A 22,457-nucleotide genomic window follows, 5' to 3' on the forward strand; every position below is an offset into this window, starting at 1 on the left:
GCAGCGGCGATGCCGCCCGACCCCGGCCGAAAACCCCTGCGGTCCAACGGATTCCACCAGACCGCGCGGTCCACGGACCGAGTGGTCCGCGAGGTCTCCGGTTAGCGGGCCGTGGTGACCGAATCACCAACTTCGAGCAAATCATGAAACCGCACGTCATGCGCCCTGCGTGACCGGTTTGCCGCATCGGGTGAACATAACGAGCGGATAACGACGAGGTCGCGGGGGAGCATCGGGAGCGGATTGGTACGTATGCCCCAGTGTCCACCGCCGTCAGGCGGCCGGGGATCGAAGCGCACTGCGCGTACCGAACGACGAGGTGACACATCACATGACGCGTTCCCAGGGACGGCATTCCTTCTCCCGCCGCGCGAAGCTGACAGCCGGAATGACCGGATTGGCACTCACGGTTGGTCTGGCCGTCGCGTTCACCACCACCGGGGACCAGGGGGAGGCTCGTGCCGATGGCGCGGACAAATCGCTGTTCGTCGACATCACCACCGTCAAGCCCAACGTGAAGGCCCCGAAGGCCCAGCAGGACGCGTCCACCGGCACGTTCACGGTCGACTGCGGGTTGAACGAGAACAAGCACTTCAACGGCGACAACTTCATCGCCGCCCCCGGGGTGGACAACGGCGCGGAGCACCTGCACGACTACGTGGGCAACCTGACCACCGACGCGGACTCCAGCGACCAGAGCCTCCAGGCCGGTGGGACCACCTGCGGGAACGGCGACAAGTCGGCCTACTTCTGGCCGGTCATCCGGATCGACAAGGGCGAGGCGGAAGCGGCGGCGGGTGGTGACGCGGCAGCCGACGAGGAAGCGCCTGCCGTCGGCGACCCCACCACCGGAAACCAGAACGGCCGGCAGAAGGAGAACGGCCAGCAGGGCGGCGACCAGCGCAACGGCCAGAACGGGCAGCAGGACAAGCCGCAGGGCTTCCAGCGCGACAACGGCCAGAACGACAACGACAACCAGCAGCAGCGCAACGGCCAGCAGAACAAGCAGGGCCAGGGCGCGAAGGACCAGGCGGCCGAGGACTCCACGGCGGCCGACCCGAACGCCGACGCGAACGCGGGCAAGGACTCCGACGCCGCCCAGAACGAGGCCGACCTGGGTGAGGACGCGGCGGAGGACCTCCCCGGCAACGACGGCGTGATCCAGGAGCCGCAGGCCGCCGACATCACCTTCCGCGGCAGCCCCGTCGGCGACGTGGTCGCGATGCCGAAGTTCCTGAAAATCCTCTACGGCGACGCCAAGCGCTCCATCAACGGCGACAAGAACACCAAGGCCTCCTGGACCTGCGCGGGCTTCGAGGACAAGGTGCTCCTCGACAAGTACCCGATCTGCCCGAACGGCGCGGCGGTCAAGCGGATCCACGACTTCCCCGGCTGCTGGGACGGCAAGAACACCGACAGCGCCAACCACCGCGACCACGTCGCGTTCGCCGACGCCAACGGCAAGTGCGGCAACGGTTTCCAGGCCATCCCGCAGCTGCGCATCACGCTCACCTACGACATCCCGGCCGACGTGCAGCAGAACGCGCAGTACAAGGTCGACTCGTTCCCGGCCGAGGAGCACGACCCGTTCTCCGACCACGACGACTTCGCCAACGTGATGTCCGACCAGATCATGAACCGGCTGGTCGGCTGCATCAACGGCGGCAAGTCCTGCAAGGAGTGACGGTGATCGAGGCGCACTACTCCGTCGCCGTCGAGGGCGACAGGAGTTGGCTCGGCCAGGTCGACGAACTGCGCCGGGGTGAGGACGTCCGACGGCTGCTGGACCGGCTCACCGGTCCCCGCGGCGACAACGCGCTGCTCATCCACACAGACCGCCCCACGCTGGACTCCGGTTACCCGGACCACGAGGTGACGGTCGGGGTGCGGGGCGACCGCGGCGCGATCCTCTTCGCCGACAACAACACCGGCACGTGGGTCACGCTGGGCGAGGGCCCGGCGCGGCGGACGGCCTACGCGGGGATCGAGTTCCCCACCCACTGCGAGATCCCGGTGCCGTCGCTCGTCTCGGCCATCGAGGAGTTCCTGCTCACCGGCGAACGCCCGACGGGAGTGCCGTGGCAGCAGGCCCGGTGACGCCCGACGTCACCGGAACCGCCGTGGAGGAGCGCTCCCTCCTCCACGGCGGTTCACGGGATCGCGAGACCCGCCGACCGCAGTGACTCCTCGACGCGCAGCCGTTCCAGCTCGCGGTCGACGCCCTCGGGGAGGTAGTTGAGGCGGTGGTCCACCTCGACGGCCCGGCACGCCTGCACCAGCAGCGCGTCGTAGGCCTGCCGGGTGCCCGTCCGGCGCACGGCCGGGGTGCCCGAGCGGAACTCCGCCAGGATCCGGTGCACGCGCCGGAGGTCGGCGGAGACCTGTTCGATGGACGGCCCGGCGGGCAGCACGTCCGGCTCGCGGCGCTTGAACCGCCGGACGACCCTCGGCAGCACGATCGCCGCCCAGCAGAGCAGCGCGGGCGTCGCCGTCAACGCCGCGTACGCCACCAGGTTCTGCACCGGGACCTCGGCCATCCTCCGATTCTACGACCTTCCGGGCCCTACTTGGAGGGCCAAGTACAGGTCCACACGGGTGGTGAAGTCCCCGAGGTCGACCCCGAGCAGCTCCTGCACCCTCCCGATCCGGTAGCGCAGGGTGTTCACGTGCACGTGCAGCTCCGCCGCGGCGGTCGTCCACGAGCCCGAGCCGTCCAGGAACACCCGCAGCGTGCCGACCAGGTCGGTGCCGTGCTCGGCGTCGTAGTCCAGCACCGCGCCCAGCAGCCTGCGCCGCACCGAGGAGCGCAGTTCCTCCGGCACGCCCGCCAGGAGCAGCTGGTGCAGCGCGATCTCCTCGCCCGCCACCACGCAGGTGCGGCCGGTCCGCGCCTCCCCCAGCCTGCGCGCGTGCGACGCCTCCTCGATCGCGCCGCGCAGCCCGGCGACACCCGTCGGTGAGCTGATCCCGACCAGCAGCCGGGTGGAGTCGAGGCCGGGTTCCAGCGCGCGCAACGCCCTCCGCGCCACGTCGGCGGGCCGGTCGACGTCGGCGGGCGCCAGCGCGTACACCTCGGAGCCGACCGCGCCGACGAGCGCGCGCGGGGCGATCTCGGCGACCAGTTCCTCCAGCACGGCCGCGGCGAGGTCGACGCGGCGGTCGGACGCCGAGACCGCGAGCACGCGCAGCGGGGCGTCCGGGTCGAAGCCCGCGGCCGAGACGCGCGACCGCAGCTCCCCCGGTCCGGCCGAGCCGTCCAGCACCAGCCGCAGCAGCGGCCCGGTGGACCGGTTCTCGATCACCCGGCCCTGCGCGATCCGCGAGCGCTCCAGCGCGACCAGACTGGCCAGCTCGGCGGCGACCTCGTCGTCGGACTTGTCGCCCGCCGCGGCCAGGATCCAGTTCGTCAGCCTGCCGCCGCCGCGTTCGGCCACCGGCAGCAGCGTCGTGCCGCGGACGACCTTGGGCAGCCGGTCGGCCCGCAGGAAGTCGCGCACCAGCGCCGCGGGCTGGTCGACCTCGACGCCCGCGACCAGCCTGCCGGTCGTGGACAGCACCGAACAGGCCGCGCCCAGTTCGCGGGCACCCGCCTCGACCAGCGCGGGAAGGCCTTCCGCGACCACGGTCAGCAGCCTGCGGTGCCGTCCGAGCATCGTGCCCGCGTCGCCGACCCGTTCGGCCGCCAGCTCCAGCACCACCCGTTCGGTGATGGTCGCGAACGACAGGTCGACGGGCACCTCCAGCAGCGGCACGCCGTGCCTGAGGCAGGCCTCCAGCAGGGCGGTGGGAAGCTCCCGCGACTCGACCTCGCTGGCCGCCAGCGCCGCCACGCCCGCGTGCGCCAGCGAGGAGACGAACACCTCGCAATCTGCGGCTTCCCGATGCCACAGCAGTCCGGAGAGCACCAGCTCGCCGCCGGAGAGGTAGCGTGCCGGATCGGGTAGTTCGGTGCCGTAGAGCCTGGTCACGGGCCGGTCGAGCAGATCGCCGCCGGACCGCAGGCGCAAGCGCAGCTCCGGCATTCCGAGCAGGGCTCGCACAAGCACCACGTCCACCTCCTCGTCCGATCGGGTTTGTAGGAAAGCACAAACGCACCGCCTGTAGGAGCCTGGGATTCATGCGCCCCGCCGTAGCTGTCCCCTGGCCCCGCTCTGTGTACTGGCTCACACACCGATTGGAGGGCGAGTGACGATCTCCACCCACGTGCTGGACGCGCAGCGCGGCGGACCCGCCACCGGGATCGCCGTGCGGCTGGAACGCGCGGACGGAACGCTCGTGTCGTCCGGGGAGACCGGCGCCGACGGCCGGATCACCGGCTGGGACGCCACCGAGGCCGGTGTCTACCGGCTCGTGTTCGACACCGGCGCGATCTCGTCGTTCTTCCCCGAGGTCGTGCTGGCGTTCCGCGTCGCCGACCCCGCCGAGCACCACCACGTGCCGCTGCTGTTGTCCCCTTTCGCGTACTCGACCTACCGAGGCAGCTGATGGACTTCCTACGCCCCAACACCTTCGCCGAGGCGCTGGCCGTCAAGGCCGAGCAGCCCGAGGCCGTGCCGATCGCCGGTGGCACGGACGTGATGGTGGAGCTGAACTTCGACCACCGCAGGCCGTCGGCGCTGCTCGACCTGACCCGGATCACCGAGCTGCGCGAGTGGTCGACGGTGGACGGGAGGCTGCGCGTCGGGTCCGGCGTGCCGTACACCCGGATCATCGAGCAGCTCGGCGGACAGCTGCCGGGACTGGCGATGGCGTCGCGCACGGTCGGGTCGCCGCAGATCCGCAACCGCGGCACCGTCGGCGGCAACCTCGGCGCCGCCTCCCCTGCCGGTGACACGCACCCGGTGCTGCTGGCGGGCGACGCCGTGATCGAGGTGGCCTCCACCCGCGGCACCAGGATGATCCCGGCCGCCGAGTTCTACCTCGGCGTGAAGCGCAACGCGCTGGAGCCCGACGAGCTGATCGCCGCCGTGCACCTGAACGCCGAGCCGGGGCCGGAGCAGTTCGCGAAGGTCGGCACCCGCAACGCGATGGTGATCGCCGTGTGCTCGTTCGCGATCGCCCTGCACCCCGCCGAGAAGCGGGTCGGCGCGGCGGTCGGGTCGGCCGCCCCGACTCCCCGGCACGCCACCGCCGCCGAGGAGTTCCTGGCGGGCGAGCTGGACTGGGACGCGCCGAAGCCGCTGCTGGACTCGGTGAAGCGCCGGTTCGGCGAGCTGGTGGCGGAGGCCGCGAGCCCGATCGACGACGTGCGCGGCAGCGCCGCGTACCGCAAGCACGCACTGGCCGTGCTCGCCCGCAGGACGCTGGGCTGGGCGTGGCAGGACCACCTGGGCAAGGAGACCCGCGAATGCGCGTGAACGTGACCGTCAACGGCGAGCAGCGCCAGGCCGACGACGTCTGGGAGGGCGAGAGCCTGCTGTTCCTGCTGCGCGAGCGGCTGGGTCTGCCGGGGTCCAAGAACGCCTGCGAGCAGGGCGAGTGCGGCTCGTGCACGGTGTACCTGGACCAGGTCCCGGTGTGCTCGTGCCTGGTGGCCGCGGGTCAGGCGCAGGACCGCGAGGTGCGCACGGTCGAGGGCCTCGCCGACGGCGACCGGCTCGACCCCGTGCAGGAGGCGTTCGTCGAGGCGGGCGCGGTCCAGTGCGGGTTCTGCACACCCGGTCTCGTGGTCGCGGCGCACGACCTGCTCGACCGCGTCCCGAAGCCCAGCGACCCGGAGATCCGCGAGGCGCTGGCCGGGAACCTGTGCCGCTGCACCGGGTACGAGAAGATCCTGGACGCCGTGCGGCTCGCGGCGGCCCGCCGATGATCACCGTCATCGACCGGGTCGCGGTGTCCACCGTGGACGCCTCGGACACCGAGCACGCCCACGGCCACGTGATCGTGGACGGCGACACCGTCGTGTCCGTCGGCTCCGGTCCGGCACCGGCGCAGGCGGGCCCGCACACCTACGTCGACGGCTCCGGCTGCCTGCTCACGCCCGGTCTGGTCAACACCCACCACCACCTCTACCAGTGGGCCACCAGGGGTTTCGCCCAGGACGCCACGCTGTTCGAGTGGCTCACCACCCTGTACCCGGTGTGGCGCGGCCTGGACGCGGGCATCACGCACGCCGCCGCGTCGGCCGGTCTCGCCCGGCTCGCGGTGACCGGGTGCACGACCGCCGCCGACCACCACTACGTGTTCCCACGCGAGGGCGGTGACCAGTTCGAGGCGCTGGTGTCCGCGGGCAGGCGGGTGGGCATCCGGCTGCACGCCGTCCGCGGCTCGATGGACCGCGGCCGGTCGCACGGCGGGCTGCCGCCGGACAACCTGGTCGAGGAGACCGAGGCCGCGCTGATCGCCACCGAGCGGGCGATCTCCGACCACCACGACCCGGCGCGCGACGCGCTGGTCCGCGTCGCCGTCGGCCCGTGCTCGCCGTTCTCGGTGAGCCCCGAGCTGATGACCGGCGCCGCGGAACTGGCCCGCCGCAAGGGGGTCCGGCTGCACACCCACCTCGCCGAGACGATCGACGAGGAGGAGCAGTGCCAGTCCGAGAACGGCTGCACCCCCACCGAGTACGCCGAACAGCTCGGCTGGCTCGGTGACGACGTGTGGCTGGCGCACACCGTGCACCTGTCCGGCGACGCCGTGAAGCGGCTGGGCGCCACGAGCACCGGCTCCGCGCACTGCCCGACGTCCAACGGGCGGCTGGGCACCGGCATCGCGCCGGTGCGCGACCTGCTCGACGCGGGCGCGCCGGTCGGCCTCGGCGTCGACGGCGCGGCGTCCAACGAGGACGGCGGCCTGGTCACCGAGCTGCGCCAGTCCGTCATGCAGGCCAGGCAGCGGGGCGGGCCGAGGGCGATGACGGTCCGGCAGGCGCTGCGGCTCGGCACGATGGGCGGGGCCAAGTGCCTCGGCAGGCAGGACGAGATCGGCTCGATCGAGCCGGGCAAGCTCGCCGACCTGGCGCTGTGGCGCCTCGACGGCATGGACCACGCCGGGATGACCGACCCGGTGGCGGCGCTGGTGCTCGGCCCGCAGCCGCCGCTGAAGCTGCTGCTGGTCGGCGGTGAGGCGGTGGTCGTCGACGGCGAACTCCGCACCACGTCCCAGGAAGACCTCGCCCGTGAACTGAACGCCGCCAGCAGGAAGCTGATCGAGGTGTCCCGATGACCCTGACCCCCGCGGAACTGACCTCCAGCGTCACCGGGGGCATCGGCACCAGCCCCCAGCGCCCGGACGGCAACCTCAAGGTGCGCGGCGAGTTCGCCTACGCGTCCGACCTGTGGCACGAGGACATGATCTGGGGCTCGACGCTGCGCAGCCCGCACCCGTACGCGCGGATCGTGTCGATCGACCTCACCGAGGCCCTCAAGGTCCCCGGCGTGCACGCCGTGCTCACGCACGAGGACGTGCCCGGCTCGAACCTGTACGGCCTGGAGCACAAGGACCAGCCAGTGCTGGCGGTCGACGTCGTGCGCTACCAGGGCGAGGCGGTCGCGCTCGTCGGCGCCGACCACCCGGAGACCGCGACCCGCGCGATGAAGCGGATCAAGGTCGAGTACGAGGTCCTGGAACCCGTGGTGGACATGGAGACCGCGGTCGACGAGACGCCGCTGCACCCCGGCGGCAACCTCGTGCGGCACGTGCCGATCCGGCGCGGCGACCAGGAGGCCGCGGCCGACGTCGTGGTCACCGGCCGCTACGAGGTCGGCATGCAGGACCAGGCGTTCCTCGGCCCGGAGTCCGGGCTCGCGGTGCCCGCCGAGGACGGCGGTGTCGACCTGTACATCGCCACCCAGTGGCTGCACGTCGACCAAGGCCAGGTCGCGTCCGCGCTGGGGATGCCGCTGGACAAGGTGCGGCTGACGCTGTCCGGTGTCGGCGGCGCGTTCGGCGGCCGGGAAGACCTGTCGATGCAGGTGCACGCGTGCATGCTGGCGCTGCACACCCGCAAGCCGGTGAAGATGGTCTACAACCGCGAGGAGTCGTTCTACGGCCACGTGCACCGCCACCCCGCCGTGCTGCACTACGAGCACGGCGCCACCCGCGACGGGAAACTGGTGTACGTCAGGGCGAGGATCTTCCTCGACGGCGGCGCGTACGCGTCCAGCACCGGCGCGGTCGTCGCGAACGCGGCCACGCTCGGCGTCGGCCCGTACGAGGTCGACAACGTGACGGTCGACTGCTACGGCGTCTACACCAACAACCCGCCGTGCGGCGCGATGCGCGGATTCGGCGCCGTGCAAGCGGGTTTCGCCTACGAGTCCCAGATGGACAAGCTGGCCGAGGCGCTGGGCGTGGACCCGGTCGACCTGCGGATCGCGAACGCGATGACCGAGGGCTCGGTCATGCCGACCGGCCAGGTCGTCGACTCCGCCGCCCCGGTCGCGCAACTGCTGAAGCTGGTCAAGGACAAGCCGCTGCCGCCCGTGTCCACCACGCTCGACCTGCGCTCGATGCCCGGCGGCGTCTCCAACACCACCCACGGCGAGGGCGTCGTGCGCGGGATCGGCTACGCGGTGGGCATCAAGAACGTCTGCTTCTCCGAGGGCTACGACGACTACTCGACCGCCCGCGTGCGCGTCCAGGTCATCGGCGGCGAACTCGTCGCGCTGGCGCACACCGCGGCGTGCGAGGTCGGCCAGGGCCTGGTGACGATCATGCAGCAGATCGTGCGCACCGAACTGGGCGTGCAGCGGGTGACGATCCTGCCGATGGACACCTCCATCGGCAACGGCGGCTCCACCTCGGCGTCCCGGCAGACCTACGTCACCGGCGGCGCGGTCAAGGCCGCGTGCGCGGCGGTGCACGACAAGCTCACCAAGCTCGCGGGTGGGCGCGAACTGTCCGAAGTGGACCTGGTGGCGCTGCTCGGCGACGACGTGGTCGACGAGACGGTCGAGTGGCGGCACCGGGCCACCGAGCCGCTGGACCCGGAAACGGGCCAGGGCAACGCCCACGTGCAGTACGGCTTCGCGGCGCACCGCGCGGTCGTCGACGTGGACGTGGAACTCGGGCTGGTCAAGGTGGTCGAACTGGACTGCGCGCAGGACGTCGGCAACGCGCTGAACCCGCAGGCCGTGCTCGGCCAGATCCAGGGCGGTTCCGCGCAGGGCCTCGGGCTCGCCGTCATGGAGGAGATCCAGACCTCCGGCGGCAAGGTGCGCAACCCGTCGTTCACCGACTACCTGATCCCGACCGTGCTCGACATGCCGCCGATGAGCATCGACGTCCTCGAACTGGCAGACCCCAACGCGCCCTACGGCGTCCGCGGCGTCGGCGAACCACCCACGATCTCGTCCACCCCGGCCATCGTGGCCGCCATCAGGGCCGCGACCGGCCTGGCGCTCACCCGCGTGCCGGTCCGCCCCGAGCACATCACCGGAACCTAGTCCCCGTCCTCCGTCCCCGTCGCGGCCCGACCGGCCGCGGCGCGCACGAGCACGCCCGAGGAGCACCCCATGACCACCTCCCCCACCACGTCCGACCAGGCCTGGCTGCGCGAGGCCATCGACCTGGCGACGAAGAACGTCGCCGACGGCGGCGGCCCGTTCGGCGCGGTGATCATCCGCGACGGCCGGGTCATCGCCACCGGCACCAACCAGGTCACGCACCTGCTCGACCCGACCGCGCACGCCGAGATCGTCGCCATCCGCGCTGCCTGCCAGGCGATCGGCGACTTCAAGCTCACCGGCTGCGTGCTGGTGTCGTCGTGCGAACCGTGCCCGCTGTGCATCTCCGCCGCCCTGTGGGCGCGGGTGGACCGGGTGGTGTTCGCCGCCGACCGCGACGACGCCGCGGCGGCCGGGTTCGACGACCGCGAGTTCTACGAGCTGTTCAGCAAGCCGAGGGAGGCCTGGAGCCTGCCCGTCGACCGCGTCGGCACCGACGTGGACAACGCGCCTTTCGCGGCGTGGCAGTCCCGCAGCGATCGGGTCGACTACTAGAGACCTGGCACCTACCGGGGCACCGAAATAGAACCACGTCCGACGGGGCCGGAACAGTCGAACAAGGCCCCGTCGAACGCACTCTTCAGCACGGGAAAGGACGTCTTGACATCTCCCCAGCTGAAACAGGGGATTCACCCCTCGCAGGATGACTTTTCTGCTTCACAGCCCGTTGCCGCCTGAGTTACCAGCGAAGGGACGGTGTACCGCCCACGGTCTTACACAAGCTCCACAGACTTCACTTCCCACCAGCCCGGTGGTAGGCCCAAGCCAGCTTACTTCTTGCCAGCCGGAGCAATGTAATCTTACAAGCTGTCCGCTGGCGGGTTGCACAGAGGTCGAGTAGGTGGATATCCAGCCTCGAGTGGCGTTCCAGATGGCGCCCACCATGACCTGGGCGCAAGCGTTCGGCCTCGTCGTCCTGGAGGGCTTCTGCATCGTCGTCATGGCCGTCTCCGGGGTGCGGGAACGGATCATCAACGCCATCCCCGCGCCGCTCAAGATCGCCATCACCGTCGGGGTCGGGCTCTACATCGCGTTCGTGGGCCTGGTCAGCGCCGGTTTCGTCACCCGGACGCCCGACGCGGCTCACTCGACCGTCCCGGTCAGGATGGGCGTGGACGGCCACCTGGTCGGCTGGCCGATCGTCGTCTTCGCGGTCGGGTTGCTGCTGATGGTCGTGCTGATGAGCCGGGGCGTGCCCGGCGCGGTGCTGATCAGCATCGGCACCGCCACGCTGCTGGCCATCGTGGTGAACGCCGTCTTCCACGTCGAGGGCTGGGGCCTGGTGGAGCCGACCGTGCCCGACAGCATCGTCGCCGCACCGGACTTCGGCCTGTTCGGCCGGATCGACCTGTTCGGCGGCTTCGCCTCGGCGGGCGCGATCAGCGCCACCGTCTTCCTGTTCACCCTCGTGCTGTCGGGGTTCTTCGACGCCATGGGCACCATCACCAGCGTCTCCGACGAGGCGGGCCTGACCAAGGACGGCAAGGTCGAGGGCATGGGCCGCATCCTGCTCGTGGACGGCGCGGGCGCCATCGCGGGCGGCATCACCGGCTCCTCGCCGAACACCGTGTTCCTGGAGTCCGCGGCGGGCGTCGGCGAGGGCGCGCGAACCAGCCTGGCCAGCGTCGTCACCGGCGCGATGCTCGGGGCTACCCTGCTGTTCACACCCCTCGCGGCCGTCGTCCCGGCACAGGCCGCCGCGCCCGCGCTCGTCGTGATCGGCGGCCTGATGATGGCGCAGGTCCGCCGCATCCCATGGCAGGACACCGACTACACGATCCCGGTGTTCCTCACGGCCGCGCTCATCCCGTTCACCTACTCGATCACCAATGGCATCGGAGCAGGCCTCGTGTCCTACGTTCTCATCAAGCTGTGCAAAGGCGGGTGGCGCGAGGTGGGTGGGTTGATGACCACGATCGCGGGCCTGTTCGTCCTCTACTTCGGCGTCGAAGCCGTCACGGCGGTGCTCCGCTGATGGCGCTGATCTTCCTCAACGGCGGCGGCATGCGCGGCGGCCCGCTCCACCACCAGCTCCAGGGGACGCCGCTGCTGTTCGTCGCCCGCAGTGCGCCCAAGTACCGCTACTTCTCCGTCGGCGACCGCTTCCCAGCCATGCACCGCTCCGGCACCGGCAGCGTCGTCGGCGAGGTCTACGACCTCCCGCTGACCATCCTGCGCGACCACCTCTTCCCCGCCGAGCCACCCGAGCTGGAGATCGGGGTGATCGAACTGGCCGATGGCGGTGCCTGTTTGGCGACTGTGCTGCGGGACAGCTGTCTTGGTGGTCCGGATCTTGTGGACATCACCCATATAGGTGACTGGCAGGCGTGGTTGGACCGCGATCGGGGGTGAGGACGTATCAGGTTCGGGGGGTGGGGCTCTTGCATTGGTGGTGGACCTCACCGCTGGGGGTGGTGAGGAGCGCTGAGGGGAGCGAGGGCTGTGGGCGGTGGGTGGTTGGGGGGCCACCTGCCGTTCACTCCCTTGGTGGGGGTCCCTTGAGACCGGGTGGGGGTGGGCTTGTCCCTTGTCCCTTGTCCCTTGTCCCTTGAAACTGGGTAGCGGTGGGCTTGTCCCTCGAAACCGGGTGAGGGTGGGCTTGTCCCTTGAAACCGGGCATCGGTGCCCGTTGTTCTCCGGGTTCGGCCGATTTGACTTGGGGCCCCTCTTTTCGGCCCTCGGCGGTCTAAAAGGGCAGGTGGTAGTGCTCCTGCCCGCCGTCGAAAGTGTAGGGCCGAAAACCCCAAGTCAAATCGGCCGAACAAGGTGCGGGCGCGCTCGGTTTGTTGGTGCTTACTTGGTTCGTGGGTTTGTGTGCTGGTGGGGTTGCTTGGTTAGAACAATCCGCGTTCGAAGGCCACGGCTACTGCGGCAGCTCGGTCCTTCACTCCTAGCTTCGTGTACACATGCAGCAGGTGTGTCTTCACTGTTGCCTCGCTGATGAACAGCTTTGCCGCTGCCTCGCGGTTGGTGGATCCTCGTGCCACGAGCCCCAGTACTTCCAGTTCGCGTGTGCTCAAGGGGTCGGCGGCGGGTGAGCGGACCTGGCCCAGCAGCGTTGTTGCGACTGAGGGCGATAGCACTGCTTCTCCGCGGGCGGCGGAGCGGACGGCGCGGAAGAGTTCGTCGCGGGGGGTGTCCTTGAGCAGGTAGCCGGTGGCGCCTGCTTTCACGGCGGGCAGCACGTCGCTTTCGGTGTCGAAGGTCGTCAGCACCAGGATTCGGGCGGGGTTCCGCTTTGCCCGCAGCAGGGTGATGGCGCCGACGCCGTCCACGCGTGGCATGCGGAGGTCCATCAGCACGACGTCGGGTCTGAGTGCTTCGACCAGGGTGACGGCTTCGGCGCCGTCGGCGGCTTCGCCGACGACCTCGAAGTCGTCGTCGCCGGAGAACATGCCCCGCAGTCCGTCCCGCACGACCGGGTGGTCGTCCACGATCACCAGGCGGATCACGTCGTGACCGCCGTCGGGATCGCGGGGACGCTTGCGGAGACGGCCGTGCCCATGCCGGGTTCGGATTCGACCTCGAAGGCGCCCGCCAGCCTGCTCACCCGTTGCCGCATGGTCGTCAAACCGAACCCCTCGCCATCGGTGGAACCGGGGTCGAAGCCGACGCCGTCGTCGCGGACGTCCAGTGTGACCACGTCCTCCATGTACGACAGCGTCAGCCCCACCCTGGACGCGGCGGCGTGCTTGGCCACGTTCGCGAGCGCCTCCTGCGCGGTGCGCAGCAGCGCGACCTCGACCTCCGGGTGCATCGGCCGCGCGGTGCCGGTCGTGGTGACCTCGACGGCGACGCCGGTCGCGCCGCACCAGCCCTGCACGACCTCGGCCAGTGCCTCGGGCAGGGCCGCGTTGTCCAGTGGGGCGGGGCGGAGGGCGTGCACGGAGCGCCTGGCCTCCGTGAGGTTCTCCCTGGCCAGGCGAGTGGCGATGGCGATGCGGTTCCGCCAGTCGCCGGTCTGCTCGGCGGCTTCCAGCTGGGTGATGATCCCGGTGAAGCCCTGCGCCAGCGTGTCGTGGATCTCCTGGGCCATCCGCTGGCGCTCGTCGAGCACACCGGCCTCGCGGGCCTGGATGAGGAGTTGGGCGTGCAGGCCGGCGTTCTCCTCCATGGTCGCGGCCAGCTGGACGACCATCTCCTTGCGCTTGCGGCTCTGCTCGGTCGTGACGTGCCCGACGAACGTGAACGTGCAGGCGATCGTGACGAAGAGGAGGCCGAACATCAGGAACGCGGTGAACTCCGGTCCGCTCGGCACGCCGCCGAACAGCGACATGGTGGCGATCACGGCGGTCGTGGCGACCGCGGCGAACATCCGCTTCACCGTGAGCACTTCGCCCGCGTGGACGTAGACGGCGAACGACACGGCGCCGAACCACGTCTCGCGCAGGCCGAGGAAGGCGTAGAAGACCAGCAGGCCGAGGACGAAGACGGCCATCAGGTCCTGGCGGGTCCGCCACTGCGGGTGGGCGGTGAACCACCAGAACATCCACGCGTACATCCCGGCCACGACCGCGAGGCTGATCAGCTTCGCCCCGCGGTCGTGCGGGGACAGCACGAGGTAGAGCGCGGTGGTGACGGTGAGCACGAAGTACGGGACGACGTGCCCCACCGCCTGCATCCGGCGTTCCCAGCTGTCCAGCGCGGTCTCGGCCACCTCTACTCCCAACGGAAGGTCTTCGCGGCGACGGTACCCGCGAAGGCGGTGATCAGGGCCATGATCACGAGGTGCAGCGGTTCCGGGGCGGTGCCGACCCACGCGTTCTGGAGGGCGGCGACGCCCGGCGGCAGGTACTGGCCGACGGTGTTGACCACCTCGGGCAGCAGGAACCGCGGCAGGTAGGCGCCGCCGAAGAACATGATCAGGATGAACAGGACGCCCGCGATGCCGGTGGCGGCCCGTGCCGTGGGTGCGAGCGCGGCGATGACCAGCCCCAGCGCGAACAGCGAGGTGGCTCCCAGCAACGTGGCGAGGACGAACCCGACCGGGTGGTGCGGCAGGTCGATGTCGAACACCAGCTTGCCGACCGCCACCACGAGCACCACCGACGCCACCGCGGCGGCCAGGTTGACCACGAGCTGCGCGGTCAGCACCTTCGCCGGGTGCAGCGGCGTGGTCGACAGCCGCCGCAGCACGCCCTTCTCCCGGTAGGTGGCCACCGTCGCGGGCACCCGCTGCAAACCCAGGTACCCCAGCGTGATCACCACCAGCGTGCCGACGTAGCCGTCGATGAACCGCAGCCCGCCGAACGTCGGGTCCGGGGACCGCAGCGCGGGGATGGCCCCCAGCGCCAGCAGCAGGATGGTCGGGAACAGCAGCGAGAAGTAGGCCGTGGCCCCTTCGCGCAGGAACAACTTCGCTTCGATCCGGATGACCTTGAGCACGACTCCCCCGTCAGCTGCTGAGCTTGCGGCCGGTGAGCTCGACGAACGCGTCGTCGAGACTGGCCTGTTCGATGCGCAGCTCCGCGGCCACGACTTGGTTGCGCGCCAACACCGACGTGACGGCGTGCAGCAGGTTCCCCGACCCGGTCACGACGAGCTGGCCGCCGTGCGAGCGCACGCCCGACACCTCGGGGAGTTCCAGGAAGAGCGCCTCGGCGATCGGCCTGGACGGCCGGAACCGCACCCGCTGCTCGCTGTCCACCCGCGACACCAGCCCGGCGGGCGAGTCGATCGCGACGACCCTGCCCGCGTCGATCACGGCGAGCCGGTCGCAGAGGCGTTCGGCCTCCTCCATGAAGTGCGTGACGAGCAGGACGGTCACGCCGGAGTCCCGGATGCCCTCGATCAGGTCCCAGGTGTCCCGCCGCGCCTGCGGGTCCAGGCCCGTGGTCAGCTCGTCGAGCACCGCGATCCGCGGCCTGCCGACCAGCGCCAGCGCCACCGACAGCCGCTGCTTCTGCCCGCCGGACAGCTTGCCGAACTCGACGTCCCGCTGCCCTTCCAGTCCGAGCCGGACCATCAGGTCCCGCCAGTCGACCGGGTTCGGGTAGAACGAGCTGTAGAGGTCCAGCGCCTCCCACACCCGAAGGCGTTCCGGCAGCTGGCTCTCCTGGAGCTGCACGCCCATCCGCTGCCGCAGCTCACCCCGGTCGCGCCGCGGGTCCAGCCCGTCGACCCGGATCGTGCCGCGATCGGGGACCCTCATCCCCTCGACGCACTCGACCGTCGTGGTCTTGCCCGCCCCGTTCGGCCCCAGCACGCCGAAGATCTCGCCCTCTTCCACGGTGAACGACACGCTCTCCACCGCGACCTTCGGCCCGTACCGCTTGCCGAGGTCCACCACCTCGATGATCGCCATGCCACAACACTGTCCGGTCGGGACGTCCGCCGAATCGACCGGCGGGCCATACCCGCGGTCAACCGATCGGTTGACCCACCTCGGGGTTCTCCCCCGACCTGACCCTGACCACGAACCACCCGAACACCGCGGCGACGGGGAACATGACCACCCCGTAGACCGCCGCGGGCACCGCGATGTCCGTGCTGCCCAGCACGCTGATCGCGATCGTGATCGCCAACGTGCTGTTGTGCACGCCGATCTCGAACGCGCTCGCGATCGCCTGCCGGTGCCCGATCCCGAACAGCAGCGGCGCGAAGTACCCCAGCGACAGGCTGATCGAGCAGAACACCAGCACGACCACACCCGTGGCCGCCAGGTACGTTCCGAGGTTCGCCCGCTCCGACACCACCGTCGCCACGATCACCGAGGCCAGCACCGCGACGGAGAAGATCCGCACGGGCCGGTCCATCCGGTCGGCGAACCCGGCCCACCTCCGCCGCACCACCATGCCGATCACCACCGGCGCCAGCACGATCGCGAACACCTGGAGGACCTTGTCGAACTGGAGGTCCAACGCCCCTTCGTCGGGTGCGAAGGCCTTGATCGCGATGTTGGTGACCAGCGGCAACGTCACCACGGCCAGCACCGAGTTCACCGCCGTGAGCGTAATGTTCAGGGCGACGTCGCCGCGGAACACGTGGCTGAACAGGTTCGCCGTCGTCCCGCCGGGTGAAGCCGCCAGCAGCATCATCCCGACTGCCAGCAGCGGCGGCAGCCCGAACAGCACCACCAATCCGAAGCAGAGCGCGGGCAGCAGCACCAGTTGGCAGACCAGCGCCACGAACACCGCCGCGGGCTGACGCCGCACCCGGACGAAGTCCTCCACCGTCAACGACAGCCCGAGCCCCAGCATCACCACGGCCAAGGCCACCGGCAGCAGCACCGAACCGAGCACGGAATCCATCAGCGCCTCGCAGTCCTACCGCCCACTGGGCCTCAGACCCTCGCAAGCCACCCGCCGGAGGTCAACCGTTATGTCCGATTCGATACCCATCAGGAACCCCTAGGGGTCGGGCTCCCGGCGGCCCGCTCCGCCGTCCCGACAGCGATAGCATCGAACCGTGCCCAGGATCAGCGCCGACACGGTCGCGCAACACCGCGCCAACCGCCTGCGCGCCCTGCTCGACGCCGGGCGCGACCTCGTCACCGAAAGCGGCCCCGACGCCCTCACCCTCGCCGCCCTCGCCCGTCGCGTCGGCCTCTCCCGCCCCAGCCTCTACGAGTACTTCCGCTCCCGCGAGGAACTCGTCGCCGCCATCGTCACCGACGAACTCCCCGAGTGGGCGCGCCACCTCGAGCGCGCCGTGGCCGCCGCGCACGGCGTCCCGGCCAAGATCGAGGCGTACCTGCGCGCCGAACTGGGCGTCATCACCGACGGCAGCCACAGCGCGGTCGTCGCCCTGTCCGCCCACGCCCTCCCGGACGCCAGCCGGGAGCTCATCCGCACCGAACACGAACGCCTGCTGTCACCGCTGATCGCCGTTCTGGAAGACGCCCAGGTCGACGACCCGCGGCTGCGCGCGCTGTTCGTCCACGGCATGGTCGAGGCCGCCGCCAGGACCATCGTCCCCGGCCGCGACGACCACAACGAAGCCGTCATGACCGCGCTCGTCGACCAGGTCCTGCATGGCGTGGCCCGCACGACCGGGTGATCCCCTTGCTTTCCCGACGCACCGTTGGAATAATTACCTACACAGCGTCGGGAAACCCGGAGGTGCGGCATGTTCATCGCCACCAACCGCCTGTTCGTCCCAGCCGATCGCGCCGATGAGTTCGAAACCAGGTTCCGCGCCAACATGCGCACCTACCTGCCCGGCGTCCCCGGCCTGCGCCGCAGCACCCTGCTCCGCCCCACCAGCCCGGACCAGCCGTACGTGTCGCTCAACGAGTTCGACACCGAGGCCGACTTCCGCGCCTGGGTGGCCTCCGACTCCTTCCGCGAGGCCCACGCCCGCAACAAGGGCATCGCCCGCCACGTCACCGGCAACGCCGTGGAGACGTTCGAGCACTCCGAGGACCTGGTCCTGATCGCGTCCTAGGCCGGTCGCCAGTGCGGTGACCGCGATCCTCACCGGGTCGGCGGTCACCGCACTAGACCAGCCCGAGCGCGCGCATCCGGTCGATCTCGTCGGTCTGCGTGGCGATCACGTCCGCCGCCATCTCCTCGACCTTCACGTCCACCCCGTCGGACAGCACGTCCTGGGCCATCGTCAGCGCGCCCTCGTGGTGCGCGATCATCAGCCGCACGAACACCTTGTCGAACTCCGCCCCGGCAGCGGCCTTCAACTCCGCCATCTGCTCCGGCGTGGCCATCCCCGGCATGGCCGCGTGGTCGACGGTCGGCATCTTCCCCGAATGCCCGTGCTGCTCGGCCGTCACCGCGAACTGCCGCTGCCACTGCTCCATGGCCCCGATCTCCGGCCCCTGCGTGTCGTGGATCCGCGACGCCAACCCCCGCACGACCTCGTTCGACGCCCGCTCGGGTGCCAGCGCGGTCATGTCGACGGCCTGCCGGTGGTGCACGACCATCCCCGCGACATAGGCCAAATCGCGGTCGTTCGGCGCGATGTACCGGTCGGTGCCAAGATCGTCGGGTGAGATCGTCTTCGCGGCCTCACCCGGCGCGCCGGGAACGATGATCGGCGCCGCGTCCTCGGTGGAGGAGGTGCCCGTACAGCCCGTGAGCAGCAGCGCGATCGCCACCAACCCGACCCTGATGCGCATCCGTTCCCCTTTTGCCCGTGACCGACGTGCCCAGCGTTCCAGTTCGCGGGAACTCTGCACTACCCGTCGATCGGACGTGGTCGGCAGTCGGTCAAAACGGTGATACTGGCCTTCCTGCATCAGTTTTGTGAATAGGGGGACCCCTGTGGTCACATTCGTCCCGACCCGACGGCGCCGTGCGCCGCTCGCGGTCCTGGGAGCGTTCGCGCTGGTGGTGTCGGCCGTGGCGCTCAGTCCGCAGGCACTGGCCCAGCCCGACCAGGACAACCTCGACGGTCTGTCCGAGACCCAGCTCTCGGCTCCCGCCGACCCGACCGCCGGCGTCCCCGCCGTCGACGAGGTCGTCCGCAGCCGCAACGTCAAGCACCTGGTGAACGTCCCGAAGCCGGGCGCGTTCGCCACGACGACCAACTCCGACCTGGCGTTCGCGGACAACCACGCGTTCATCGGCAACTACGACGGCTTCACGATCTACGACATCCGCAACCCGCAGAAGCCGAAGCTCGTGAGCCAGGTCCTGTGCCCCGGTTCGCAGAACGACATCTCCGTCCAGGGCGATCTGCTGTTCCTGTCCACGGACTCGTCGCGGTCGGACAACTCCTGCTCCAGCGTCTCGCAGCCCGCCACGAACAAGGACTCGTGGGAGGGCGTCAAGGTCTTCGACATCAGCGACAAGAGCAACCCCAAGTACGTGGCCGCCGTGGAGACCGACTGCGGCTCGCACACGCACACGCTGGTGCCGGACAAGAAGGGCCGCAACGCCTACCTGTACGTCTCCTCGTACTCCCCGAACTCGACGTTCCCGGACTGCCAGCCGCCGCACGACAAGATCTCCATCGTGAAGGTCCCGCTGAAGGACCCGGCCAAGGCGTCCCTGCTGTCCGCGCCGCTGGTCTTCCCGGACGGCGGCAACGCGGGCGGCAACGGCGTGTCGACCACCAGCGGTTGCCACGACATCACCGTGTACCCGTCGAAGGACCTCGCCGCAGGCGCCTGCATGGGTGACGGTGTCCTGTTCGACATCGCCGACCGCGAGAAGCCCCGCGTGATCACCAGGGTCCAGGACAACGTGAACTTCGCGTTCTGGCACTCGGCCACGTTCAACAACGAGGGCACCAAGGTCATCTTCACCGACGAGCTCGGCGGCGGCGGCGCGGCGACCTGCAACGAGGCCATCGGCCAGAAGCGCGGCGCGGACGGCATCTACGACATCAACGGCCGCGGCGACGCCCGCACGCTCGAGTTCAAGAGCTACTACAAGATCCCGCGCATGCAGTCCGACACCGAGAACTGCGTGGCCCACAACGGCTCGCTGATCCCGGTGCAGGGCCGCGACATCATGGTCCAGTCCTGGTACCAGGGCGGCGTGTCGATCTGGGACTTCACCGACTCGACCAAGCCGAAGGAGATCGGCTTCTTCGAGCGCGGCCCGCTCCCCGGCGGCGGCACCGGCGGCACCTGGTCGGCGTACTACTACAACGGGTTCATCTACTCGTCGGACATCGCGAAGGGCCTCGACGTCCTGGACGTCCGGGACCCGCGCACCTTCACCGCGAAGTTCGTGCGGGTGAACGAGCTCAACGTGCAGACCCAGGGCGCCTACCGCGAGTGGTAGCGGCCTGACGACCGACCTCGGGGCCCGTGTCCACTTCGGACACGGGCCCCGAGTCGTCTCACCCCCGCAGCCCCCGCTCGCTCGTCACCACGACGGCGACCAGCGCCGCCAGCAGCACCGCGGTCACGTGGATCGGCGCGGGTCCGAACGACGCCGCGAGCACGAGCGCCGCGCCCGCCGGGAACGCCCACTTGGCCGTGCCGCGGCCGGTCGGGAAGACCTGGAGGAACCACACGACCAGCAGGTACACCGCGACCGGCACGGTCGTCGTCATGGCCGCCGCGAGCGACGGCAGGTGCACCACGTGCGTGTCGTGGTCCACCGACACCTCCAGGCCCGCGCCGACCGCCGCGGCCGAGGCGAAGACGAGGAAGTGCCCGTACCCCCACGTCAGCGACTTCCGCAGCGTGGTGAGCAGCTCCTCGGCGGGGTGGTCGAAGTACAGCCACCACAGCGCGAACACGATCACCAGCCCCGCGAACGCCAGCGACACCAGCCCCGGCACGTCGGCCCCGGCGTCCAGGCCGGCGCGGATCGCGTTGCTGGCGGCCAGGATGGACTCGCCGAGGACGATGAGGGTGAACAGCCCGTAGCGCTCGACGACGTGGCCGACGTGGAAGGTCGTGCCCGCGGCGCGCTCGGCCCACACCGGGACGAGCATCTCGAGCACGGCGAGCGCGATGAAGGCCGTCAGCAGCAGGCCGTCCGGCAGGAACAGCCGGGCGATCCAGCCGAGCTGGACGACGGTGATGCCGGTGGCGTACCGCAGCGCGGTCACGCGGCGGTCCTCGTCGCCGTGCCGCGCGCGCAGCCACTGGCTGACCATGGCCAGCCGCATGACGACGTAGCCCGCAGTGACGACCGTGAAGTTCCCGTCCTCGAACGCCCTGGGCACCCCGGCGGCGAGCACGAGGACGCCGGTGATCTGCACGAGCGTGGTGACCCGGTAGACGACGTCGTCGGTGTCGTAGGAGGACGCGAACCAGGTGAAGTTCAGCCAGGCCCACCAGATCGCGAAGAACACCGTGAGGTAGCCGAGCAGCCCGTGTCCGATGTGGTCCTCGGTCAGCGAGTGGTGCAGCATGGCCGCCGCCGACGCCACCGCGACCACGAAGCTGAGGTCGAAGAGCAGCTCGAGCGGAGTCGAGGCCCGGTGCGGCTCGTCGGGCCGACGGGCGGTCATCGGGCGGTACGGGACGGTCATGCGTGGATGATGCACGACCGGTGCCGGGGCCACCACGCGTGGCCCCGACAGCAGGTCAGGCGGGTACGACCATGAATCGCGAGGCGTTGAAGTCCAGCGCCACGGCCGTGCCGGGAGGGTAGGCGGCGGCGATGTTCGACGGCTGGTCGACGCGGACCAGCTGCTCGTCGCCGTCGAGCCGGATCACCAGTCGGGTGACCGGTCCGAGGAAGCTCTGGGTGAGCACGCTGCCCAGCAGCGACCCGTTCGGCTCGCCCTTGTGCTCGATGATCCCGATGTCCTCGGGGCGCACGATCACCTTGACGTCGCTGCCGTCGGACAGCTCGGCGGCGGCGTCGGTCGGGAGCTTGAACGTGCCGAGGCGCACCGCGCCGGACTCCGCCTTGCCCAGCACCGCGTTGGTCACGCCGACGAACTGCGCGACGAACGCGGACGCTGGCTCGCGGTAGACGACCGAGGGCGAGGCCAGCTGCTCCAGCCTGCCCTGCGACATCACGCCCACCCGGTCGGAGACGGCGAGCGCCTCCTCCTGGTCGTGCGTGACGAACAGGGTCGTCATGCCCAGCTCGGTCTGGATGCGGCGGATCTCGTCGCGGAGGCTGACCCGCACCTTGGCGTCCAAAGCGGACAGCGGCTCGTCCAGCAGCAGCACGCGCGGCTGGATGGCCAGCGCGCGGGCCAGTGCCACGCGCTGCTGCTGGCCGCCCGACATCTGGTGCGGGTAGCGGGCGCCGAACTTGCCGAGCCCCACCAGTTCCAGCAGCTCGTCCACGCGCTTGGCGCGCTCGGTGCCCGACGCCTTGCGCAGCCGCAGGCCGAACTCGATGTTCTGGGCCGCCGTCATGTTCGGGAACAGGCTGTAGGCCTGGAACACCATACCCATGTCGCGCCGGTTCGCGGGGACCGCCGTGATGTCCTTGCCCGCCACGACGACGTGCCCGGTGTCGGCCGTCTCGAACCCGGCCACGATCCGCAGCGCGGTCGTCTTGCCGCACCCGCTCGGCCCGAGCAGGCTGACCAGCTCGCCCTCGGAGAGTTCGAGGTCGAGCCCGTCGAGCGCGGGCTGGCCGCCGAAGGACTTCCGGAGGCCCTTGAGCTCTAGGTAACCCATGAAACCCGGTCTTT

Annotated in this window: 23 protein-coding genes; 13 read left to right on the forward strand and 10 right to left on the reverse strand. The window is 70.3% G+C overall.

Features of this window, described 5'->3' with window-relative positions; translation table 11 throughout:
* Window positions 1-331 precede the first annotated feature (331 nt).
* On the forward strand, window positions 332-1,684 hold the full coding sequence (locus RM788_RS11215) for a DUF1996 domain-containing protein (RefSeq protein WP_315931548.1): 1,353 nt from the start codon (window positions 332-334) through the stop codon (window positions 1,682-1,684).
* A 2-nt stretch (window positions 1,685-1,686) separates the two neighbouring features.
* A complete protein-coding gene (locus RM788_RS11220; RefSeq protein ID WP_315931549.1) occupies window positions 1,687-2,097 on the forward strand; it encodes an Imm1 family immunity protein in 411 nt (136 codons plus the stop codon).
* Between the two features lie 53 nt (window positions 2,098-2,150).
* Here RM788_RS11220 and RM788_RS11225 read toward each other — a convergent pair whose 3' ends face one another.
* Both RM788_RS11225 and RM788_RS11230 read right to left on the reverse strand, forming a co-directional pair.
* The gene (locus RM788_RS11225; protein WP_315931550.1) at window positions 2,151-2,537 is read right to left on the reverse strand and encodes a hypothetical protein; all 387 of its coding nucleotides are present in this window, start codon (window positions 2,535-2,537) and stop codon (window positions 2,151-2,153) included.
* Between the two features lie 9 nt (window positions 2,538-2,546).
* Window positions 2,547-4,049: a PucR family transcriptional regulator gene (locus RM788_RS11230; protein WP_315931551.1), complete on the reverse strand. Its 1,503-nt coding sequence runs from the start codon at window positions 4,047-4,049 to the stop codon at window positions 2,547-2,549.
* A gap of 136 nt (window positions 4,050-4,185) precedes the next feature.
* On the opposite strand from RM788_RS11230, the gene uraH reads away from it, so the two are divergent.
* The 8 genes from uraH (at window position 4,186) to RM788_RS11270 (ending at window position 11,795) form a co-directional block, all read left to right on the forward strand.
* Window positions 4,186-4,485 carry a hydroxyisourate hydrolase gene (uraH, locus tag RM788_RS11235; RefSeq protein ID WP_315931552.1) on the forward strand — a complete coding sequence of 100 codons (300 nt, stop codon included), beginning with the start codon at window positions 4,186-4,188 and terminating at the stop codon, window positions 4,483-4,485.
* Window positions 4,485-5,357: an FAD binding domain-containing protein gene (locus RM788_RS11240; RefSeq protein ID WP_315931553.1), complete on the forward strand. Its 873-nt coding sequence runs from the start codon at window positions 4,485-4,487 to the stop codon at window positions 5,355-5,357. Before uraH ends, RM788_RS11240 begins: the two co-directional genes overlap by 1 nt.
* The gene (locus RM788_RS11245) at window positions 5,348-5,809 is read left to right on the forward strand and encodes a (2Fe-2S)-binding protein (protein WP_315931554.1); all 462 of its coding nucleotides are present in this window, start codon (window positions 5,348-5,350) and stop codon (window positions 5,807-5,809) included. The genes RM788_RS11240 and RM788_RS11245 overlap by 10 nt, the downstream gene beginning before the upstream one ends.
* Complete coding sequence (locus tag RM788_RS11250) at window positions 5,806-7,161, forward strand: 8-oxoguanine deaminase (RefSeq protein ID WP_315931555.1); 1,356 nt, start codon at window positions 5,806-5,808, stop codon at window positions 7,159-7,161. The genes RM788_RS11245 and RM788_RS11250 overlap by 4 nt, the downstream gene beginning before the upstream one ends.
* A complete protein-coding gene (locus RM788_RS11255) occupies window positions 7,158-9,383 on the forward strand; it encodes a xanthine dehydrogenase family protein molybdopterin-binding subunit (protein WP_315931556.1) in 2,226 nt (741 codons plus the stop codon). Before RM788_RS11250 ends, RM788_RS11255 begins: the two co-directional genes overlap by 4 nt.
* 69 nt (window positions 9,384-9,452) lie before the next feature.
* Window positions 9,453-9,938 carry a nucleoside deaminase gene (locus tag RM788_RS11260; protein WP_315931557.1) on the forward strand — a complete coding sequence of 162 codons (486 nt, stop codon included), beginning with the start codon at window positions 9,453-9,455 and terminating at the stop codon, window positions 9,936-9,938.
* 376 nt (window positions 9,939-10,314) lie between these two features.
* Window positions 10,315-11,418, forward strand: coding sequence for an NCS2 family permease (locus RM788_RS11265; RefSeq protein WP_315934610.1), 1,104 nt, complete (start codon window positions 10,315-10,317; stop codon window positions 11,416-11,418).
* The gene (locus RM788_RS11270) at window positions 11,418-11,795 is read left to right on the forward strand and encodes an allophanate hydrolase-related protein (protein ID WP_315931558.1); all 378 of its coding nucleotides are present in this window, start codon (window positions 11,418-11,420) and stop codon (window positions 11,793-11,795) included. The genes RM788_RS11265 and RM788_RS11270 overlap by 1 nt, the downstream gene beginning before the upstream one ends.
* Window positions 11,796-12,277: 482 nt before the next feature.
* Here RM788_RS11270 and RM788_RS11275 read toward each other — a convergent pair whose 3' ends face one another.
* From RM788_RS11275 to RM788_RS11295, 5 genes are read right to left on the reverse strand one after another with little or no spacing between them, the layout of a single operon-like run.
* The gene (locus RM788_RS11275) at window positions 12,278-12,895 is read right to left on the reverse strand and encodes a response regulator (RefSeq protein ID WP_315931559.1); all 618 of its coding nucleotides are present in this window, start codon (window positions 12,893-12,895) and stop codon (window positions 12,278-12,280) included.
* Entirely contained in the window at window positions 12,892-14,100 is a 1,209-nt protein-coding gene (locus RM788_RS11280; RefSeq protein WP_315931560.1) for a sensor histidine kinase, read from the reverse strand. Before RM788_RS11280 ends, RM788_RS11275 begins: the two co-directional genes overlap by 4 nt.
* Before the next feature lie 2 nt (window positions 14,101-14,102).
* Window positions 14,103-14,828 carry an ABC transporter permease gene (locus tag RM788_RS11285; protein WP_315931561.1) on the reverse strand — a complete coding sequence of 242 codons (726 nt, stop codon included), beginning with the start codon at window positions 14,826-14,828 and terminating at the stop codon, window positions 14,103-14,105.
* Window positions 14,829-14,838: 10 nt separating this feature from the next.
* Window positions 14,839-15,747 (reverse strand): ABC transporter ATP-binding protein, encoded by a 909-nt coding sequence (locus RM788_RS11290; RefSeq protein WP_315931562.1) that lies wholly within the window; start codon window positions 15,745-15,747, stop codon window positions 14,839-14,841.
* 58 nt (window positions 15,748-15,805) lie between these two features.
* On the reverse strand, window positions 15,806-16,693 hold the full coding sequence (locus RM788_RS11295) for a bile acid:sodium symporter family protein (RefSeq protein WP_315931563.1): 888 nt from the start codon (window positions 16,691-16,693) through the stop codon (window positions 15,806-15,808).
* Between the two features lie 157 nt (window positions 16,694-16,850).
* Here RM788_RS11295 and RM788_RS11300 point away from each other — a divergent pair, with 157 nt between their 5' ends.
* Both RM788_RS11300 and RM788_RS11305 read left to right on the forward strand, forming a co-directional pair.
* A complete protein-coding gene (locus RM788_RS11300; RefSeq protein WP_315931564.1) occupies window positions 16,851-17,441 on the forward strand; it encodes a TetR/AcrR family transcriptional regulator in 591 nt (196 codons plus the stop codon).
* Between the two features lie 69 nt (window positions 17,442-17,510).
* On the forward strand, window positions 17,511-17,828 hold the full coding sequence (locus RM788_RS11305; RefSeq protein ID WP_315931565.1) for an antibiotic biosynthesis monooxygenase family protein: 318 nt from the start codon (window positions 17,511-17,513) through the stop codon (window positions 17,826-17,828).
* 52 nt (window positions 17,829-17,880) lie between these two features.
* Here the strand turns inward: RM788_RS11305 and RM788_RS11310 are convergent, their stop codons facing one another.
* Complete coding sequence (locus tag RM788_RS11310) at window positions 17,881-18,513, reverse strand: DUF305 domain-containing protein (protein WP_315931566.1); 633 nt, start codon at window positions 18,511-18,513, stop codon at window positions 17,881-17,883.
* A 145-nt stretch (window positions 18,514-18,658) separates the two neighbouring features.
* Here RM788_RS11310 and RM788_RS11315 point away from each other — a divergent pair, with 145 nt between their 5' ends.
* Window positions 18,659-20,128: an LVIVD repeat-containing protein gene (locus tag RM788_RS11315; RefSeq protein WP_399343363.1), complete on the forward strand. Its 1,470-nt coding sequence runs from the start codon at window positions 18,659-18,661 to the stop codon at window positions 20,126-20,128.
* A 58-nt stretch (window positions 20,129-20,186) separates the two neighbouring features.
* Here RM788_RS11315 and RM788_RS11320 read toward each other — a convergent pair whose 3' ends face one another.
* A complete protein-coding gene (locus RM788_RS11320; RefSeq protein ID WP_315931567.1) occupies window positions 20,187-21,332 on the reverse strand; it encodes a low temperature requirement protein A in 1,146 nt (381 codons plus the stop codon).
* A gap of 55 nt (window positions 21,333-21,387) precedes the next feature.
* Complete coding sequence (locus tag RM788_RS11325; RefSeq protein WP_315931568.1) at window positions 21,388-22,443, reverse strand: ABC transporter ATP-binding protein; 1,056 nt, start codon at window positions 22,441-22,443, stop codon at window positions 21,388-21,390.
* Window positions 22,444-22,457 lie beyond the last annotated feature (14 nt).

This window comes from Umezawaea sp. Da 62-37 (genome assembly GCF_032460545.1).
GTDB lineage: Bacteria > Actinomycetota > Actinomycetes > Mycobacteriales > Pseudonocardiaceae > Umezawaea.

What these genes read in the sequence shown, in the direction of transcription:
- RM788_RS11215 (WP_315931548.1), top strand. Translation starts at nt 332, where the DNA reads ATGACGCGTTCCCAGGGACGGCATTCCTTCTCCCGCCGCGCGAAGCTG.
- RM788_RS11225 (WP_315931550.1), bottom strand. Translation starts at nt 2,537, where the DNA reads ATGGCCGAGGTCCCGGTGCAGAACCTGGTGGCGTACGCGGCGTTGACG.
- RM788_RS11240 (WP_315931553.1), top strand. Translation starts at nt 4,485, where the DNA reads ATGGACTTCCTACGCCCCAACACCTTCGCCGAGGCGCTGGCCGTCAAG.
- RM788_RS11245 (WP_315931554.1), top strand. Translation starts at nt 5,348, where the DNA reads ATGCGCGTGAACGTGACCGTCAACGGCGAGCAGCGCCAGGCCGACGAC.
- RM788_RS11250 (WP_315931555.1), top strand. Translation starts at nt 5,806, where the DNA reads ATGATCACCGTCATCGACCGGGTCGCGGTGTCCACCGTGGACGCCTCG.
- RM788_RS11255 (WP_315931556.1), top strand. Translation starts at nt 7,158, where the DNA reads ATGACCCTGACCCCCGCGGAACTGACCTCCAGCGTCACCGGGGGCATC.
- RM788_RS11260 (WP_315931557.1), top strand. Translation starts at nt 9,453, where the DNA reads ATGACCACCTCCCCCACCACGTCCGACCAGGCCTGGCTGCGCGAGGCC.
- RM788_RS11265 (WP_315934610.1), top strand. Translation starts at nt 10,315, where the DNA reads ATGGCGCCCACCATGACCTGGGCGCAAGCGTTCGGCCTCGTCGTCCTG.
- RM788_RS11270 (WP_315931558.1), top strand. Translation starts at nt 11,418, where the DNA reads ATGGCGCTGATCTTCCTCAACGGCGGCGGCATGCGCGGCGGCCCGCTC.
- RM788_RS11290 (WP_315931562.1), bottom strand. Translation starts at nt 15,747, where the DNA reads ATGGCGATCATCGAGGTGGTGGACCTCGGCAAGCGGTACGGGCCGAAG.
- RM788_RS11295 (WP_315931563.1), bottom strand. Translation starts at nt 16,693, where the DNA reads ATGGATTCCGTGCTCGGTTCGGTGCTGCTGCCGGTGGCCTTGGCCGTG.
- RM788_RS11305 (WP_315931565.1), top strand. Translation starts at nt 17,511, where the DNA reads ATGTTCATCGCCACCAACCGCCTGTTCGTCCCAGCCGATCGCGCCGAT.
- RM788_RS11310 (WP_315931566.1), bottom strand. Translation starts at nt 18,513, where the DNA reads ATGCGCATCAGGGTCGGGTTGGTGGCGATCGCGCTGCTGCTCACGGGC.
- RM788_RS11320 (WP_315931567.1), bottom strand. Translation starts at nt 21,332, where the DNA reads ATGACCGTCCCGTACCGCCCGATGACCGCCCGTCGGCCCGACGAGCCG.
- RM788_RS11325 (WP_315931568.1), bottom strand. Translation starts at nt 22,443, where the DNA reads ATGGGTTACCTAGAGCTCAAGGGCCTCCGGAAGTCCTTCGGCGGCCAG.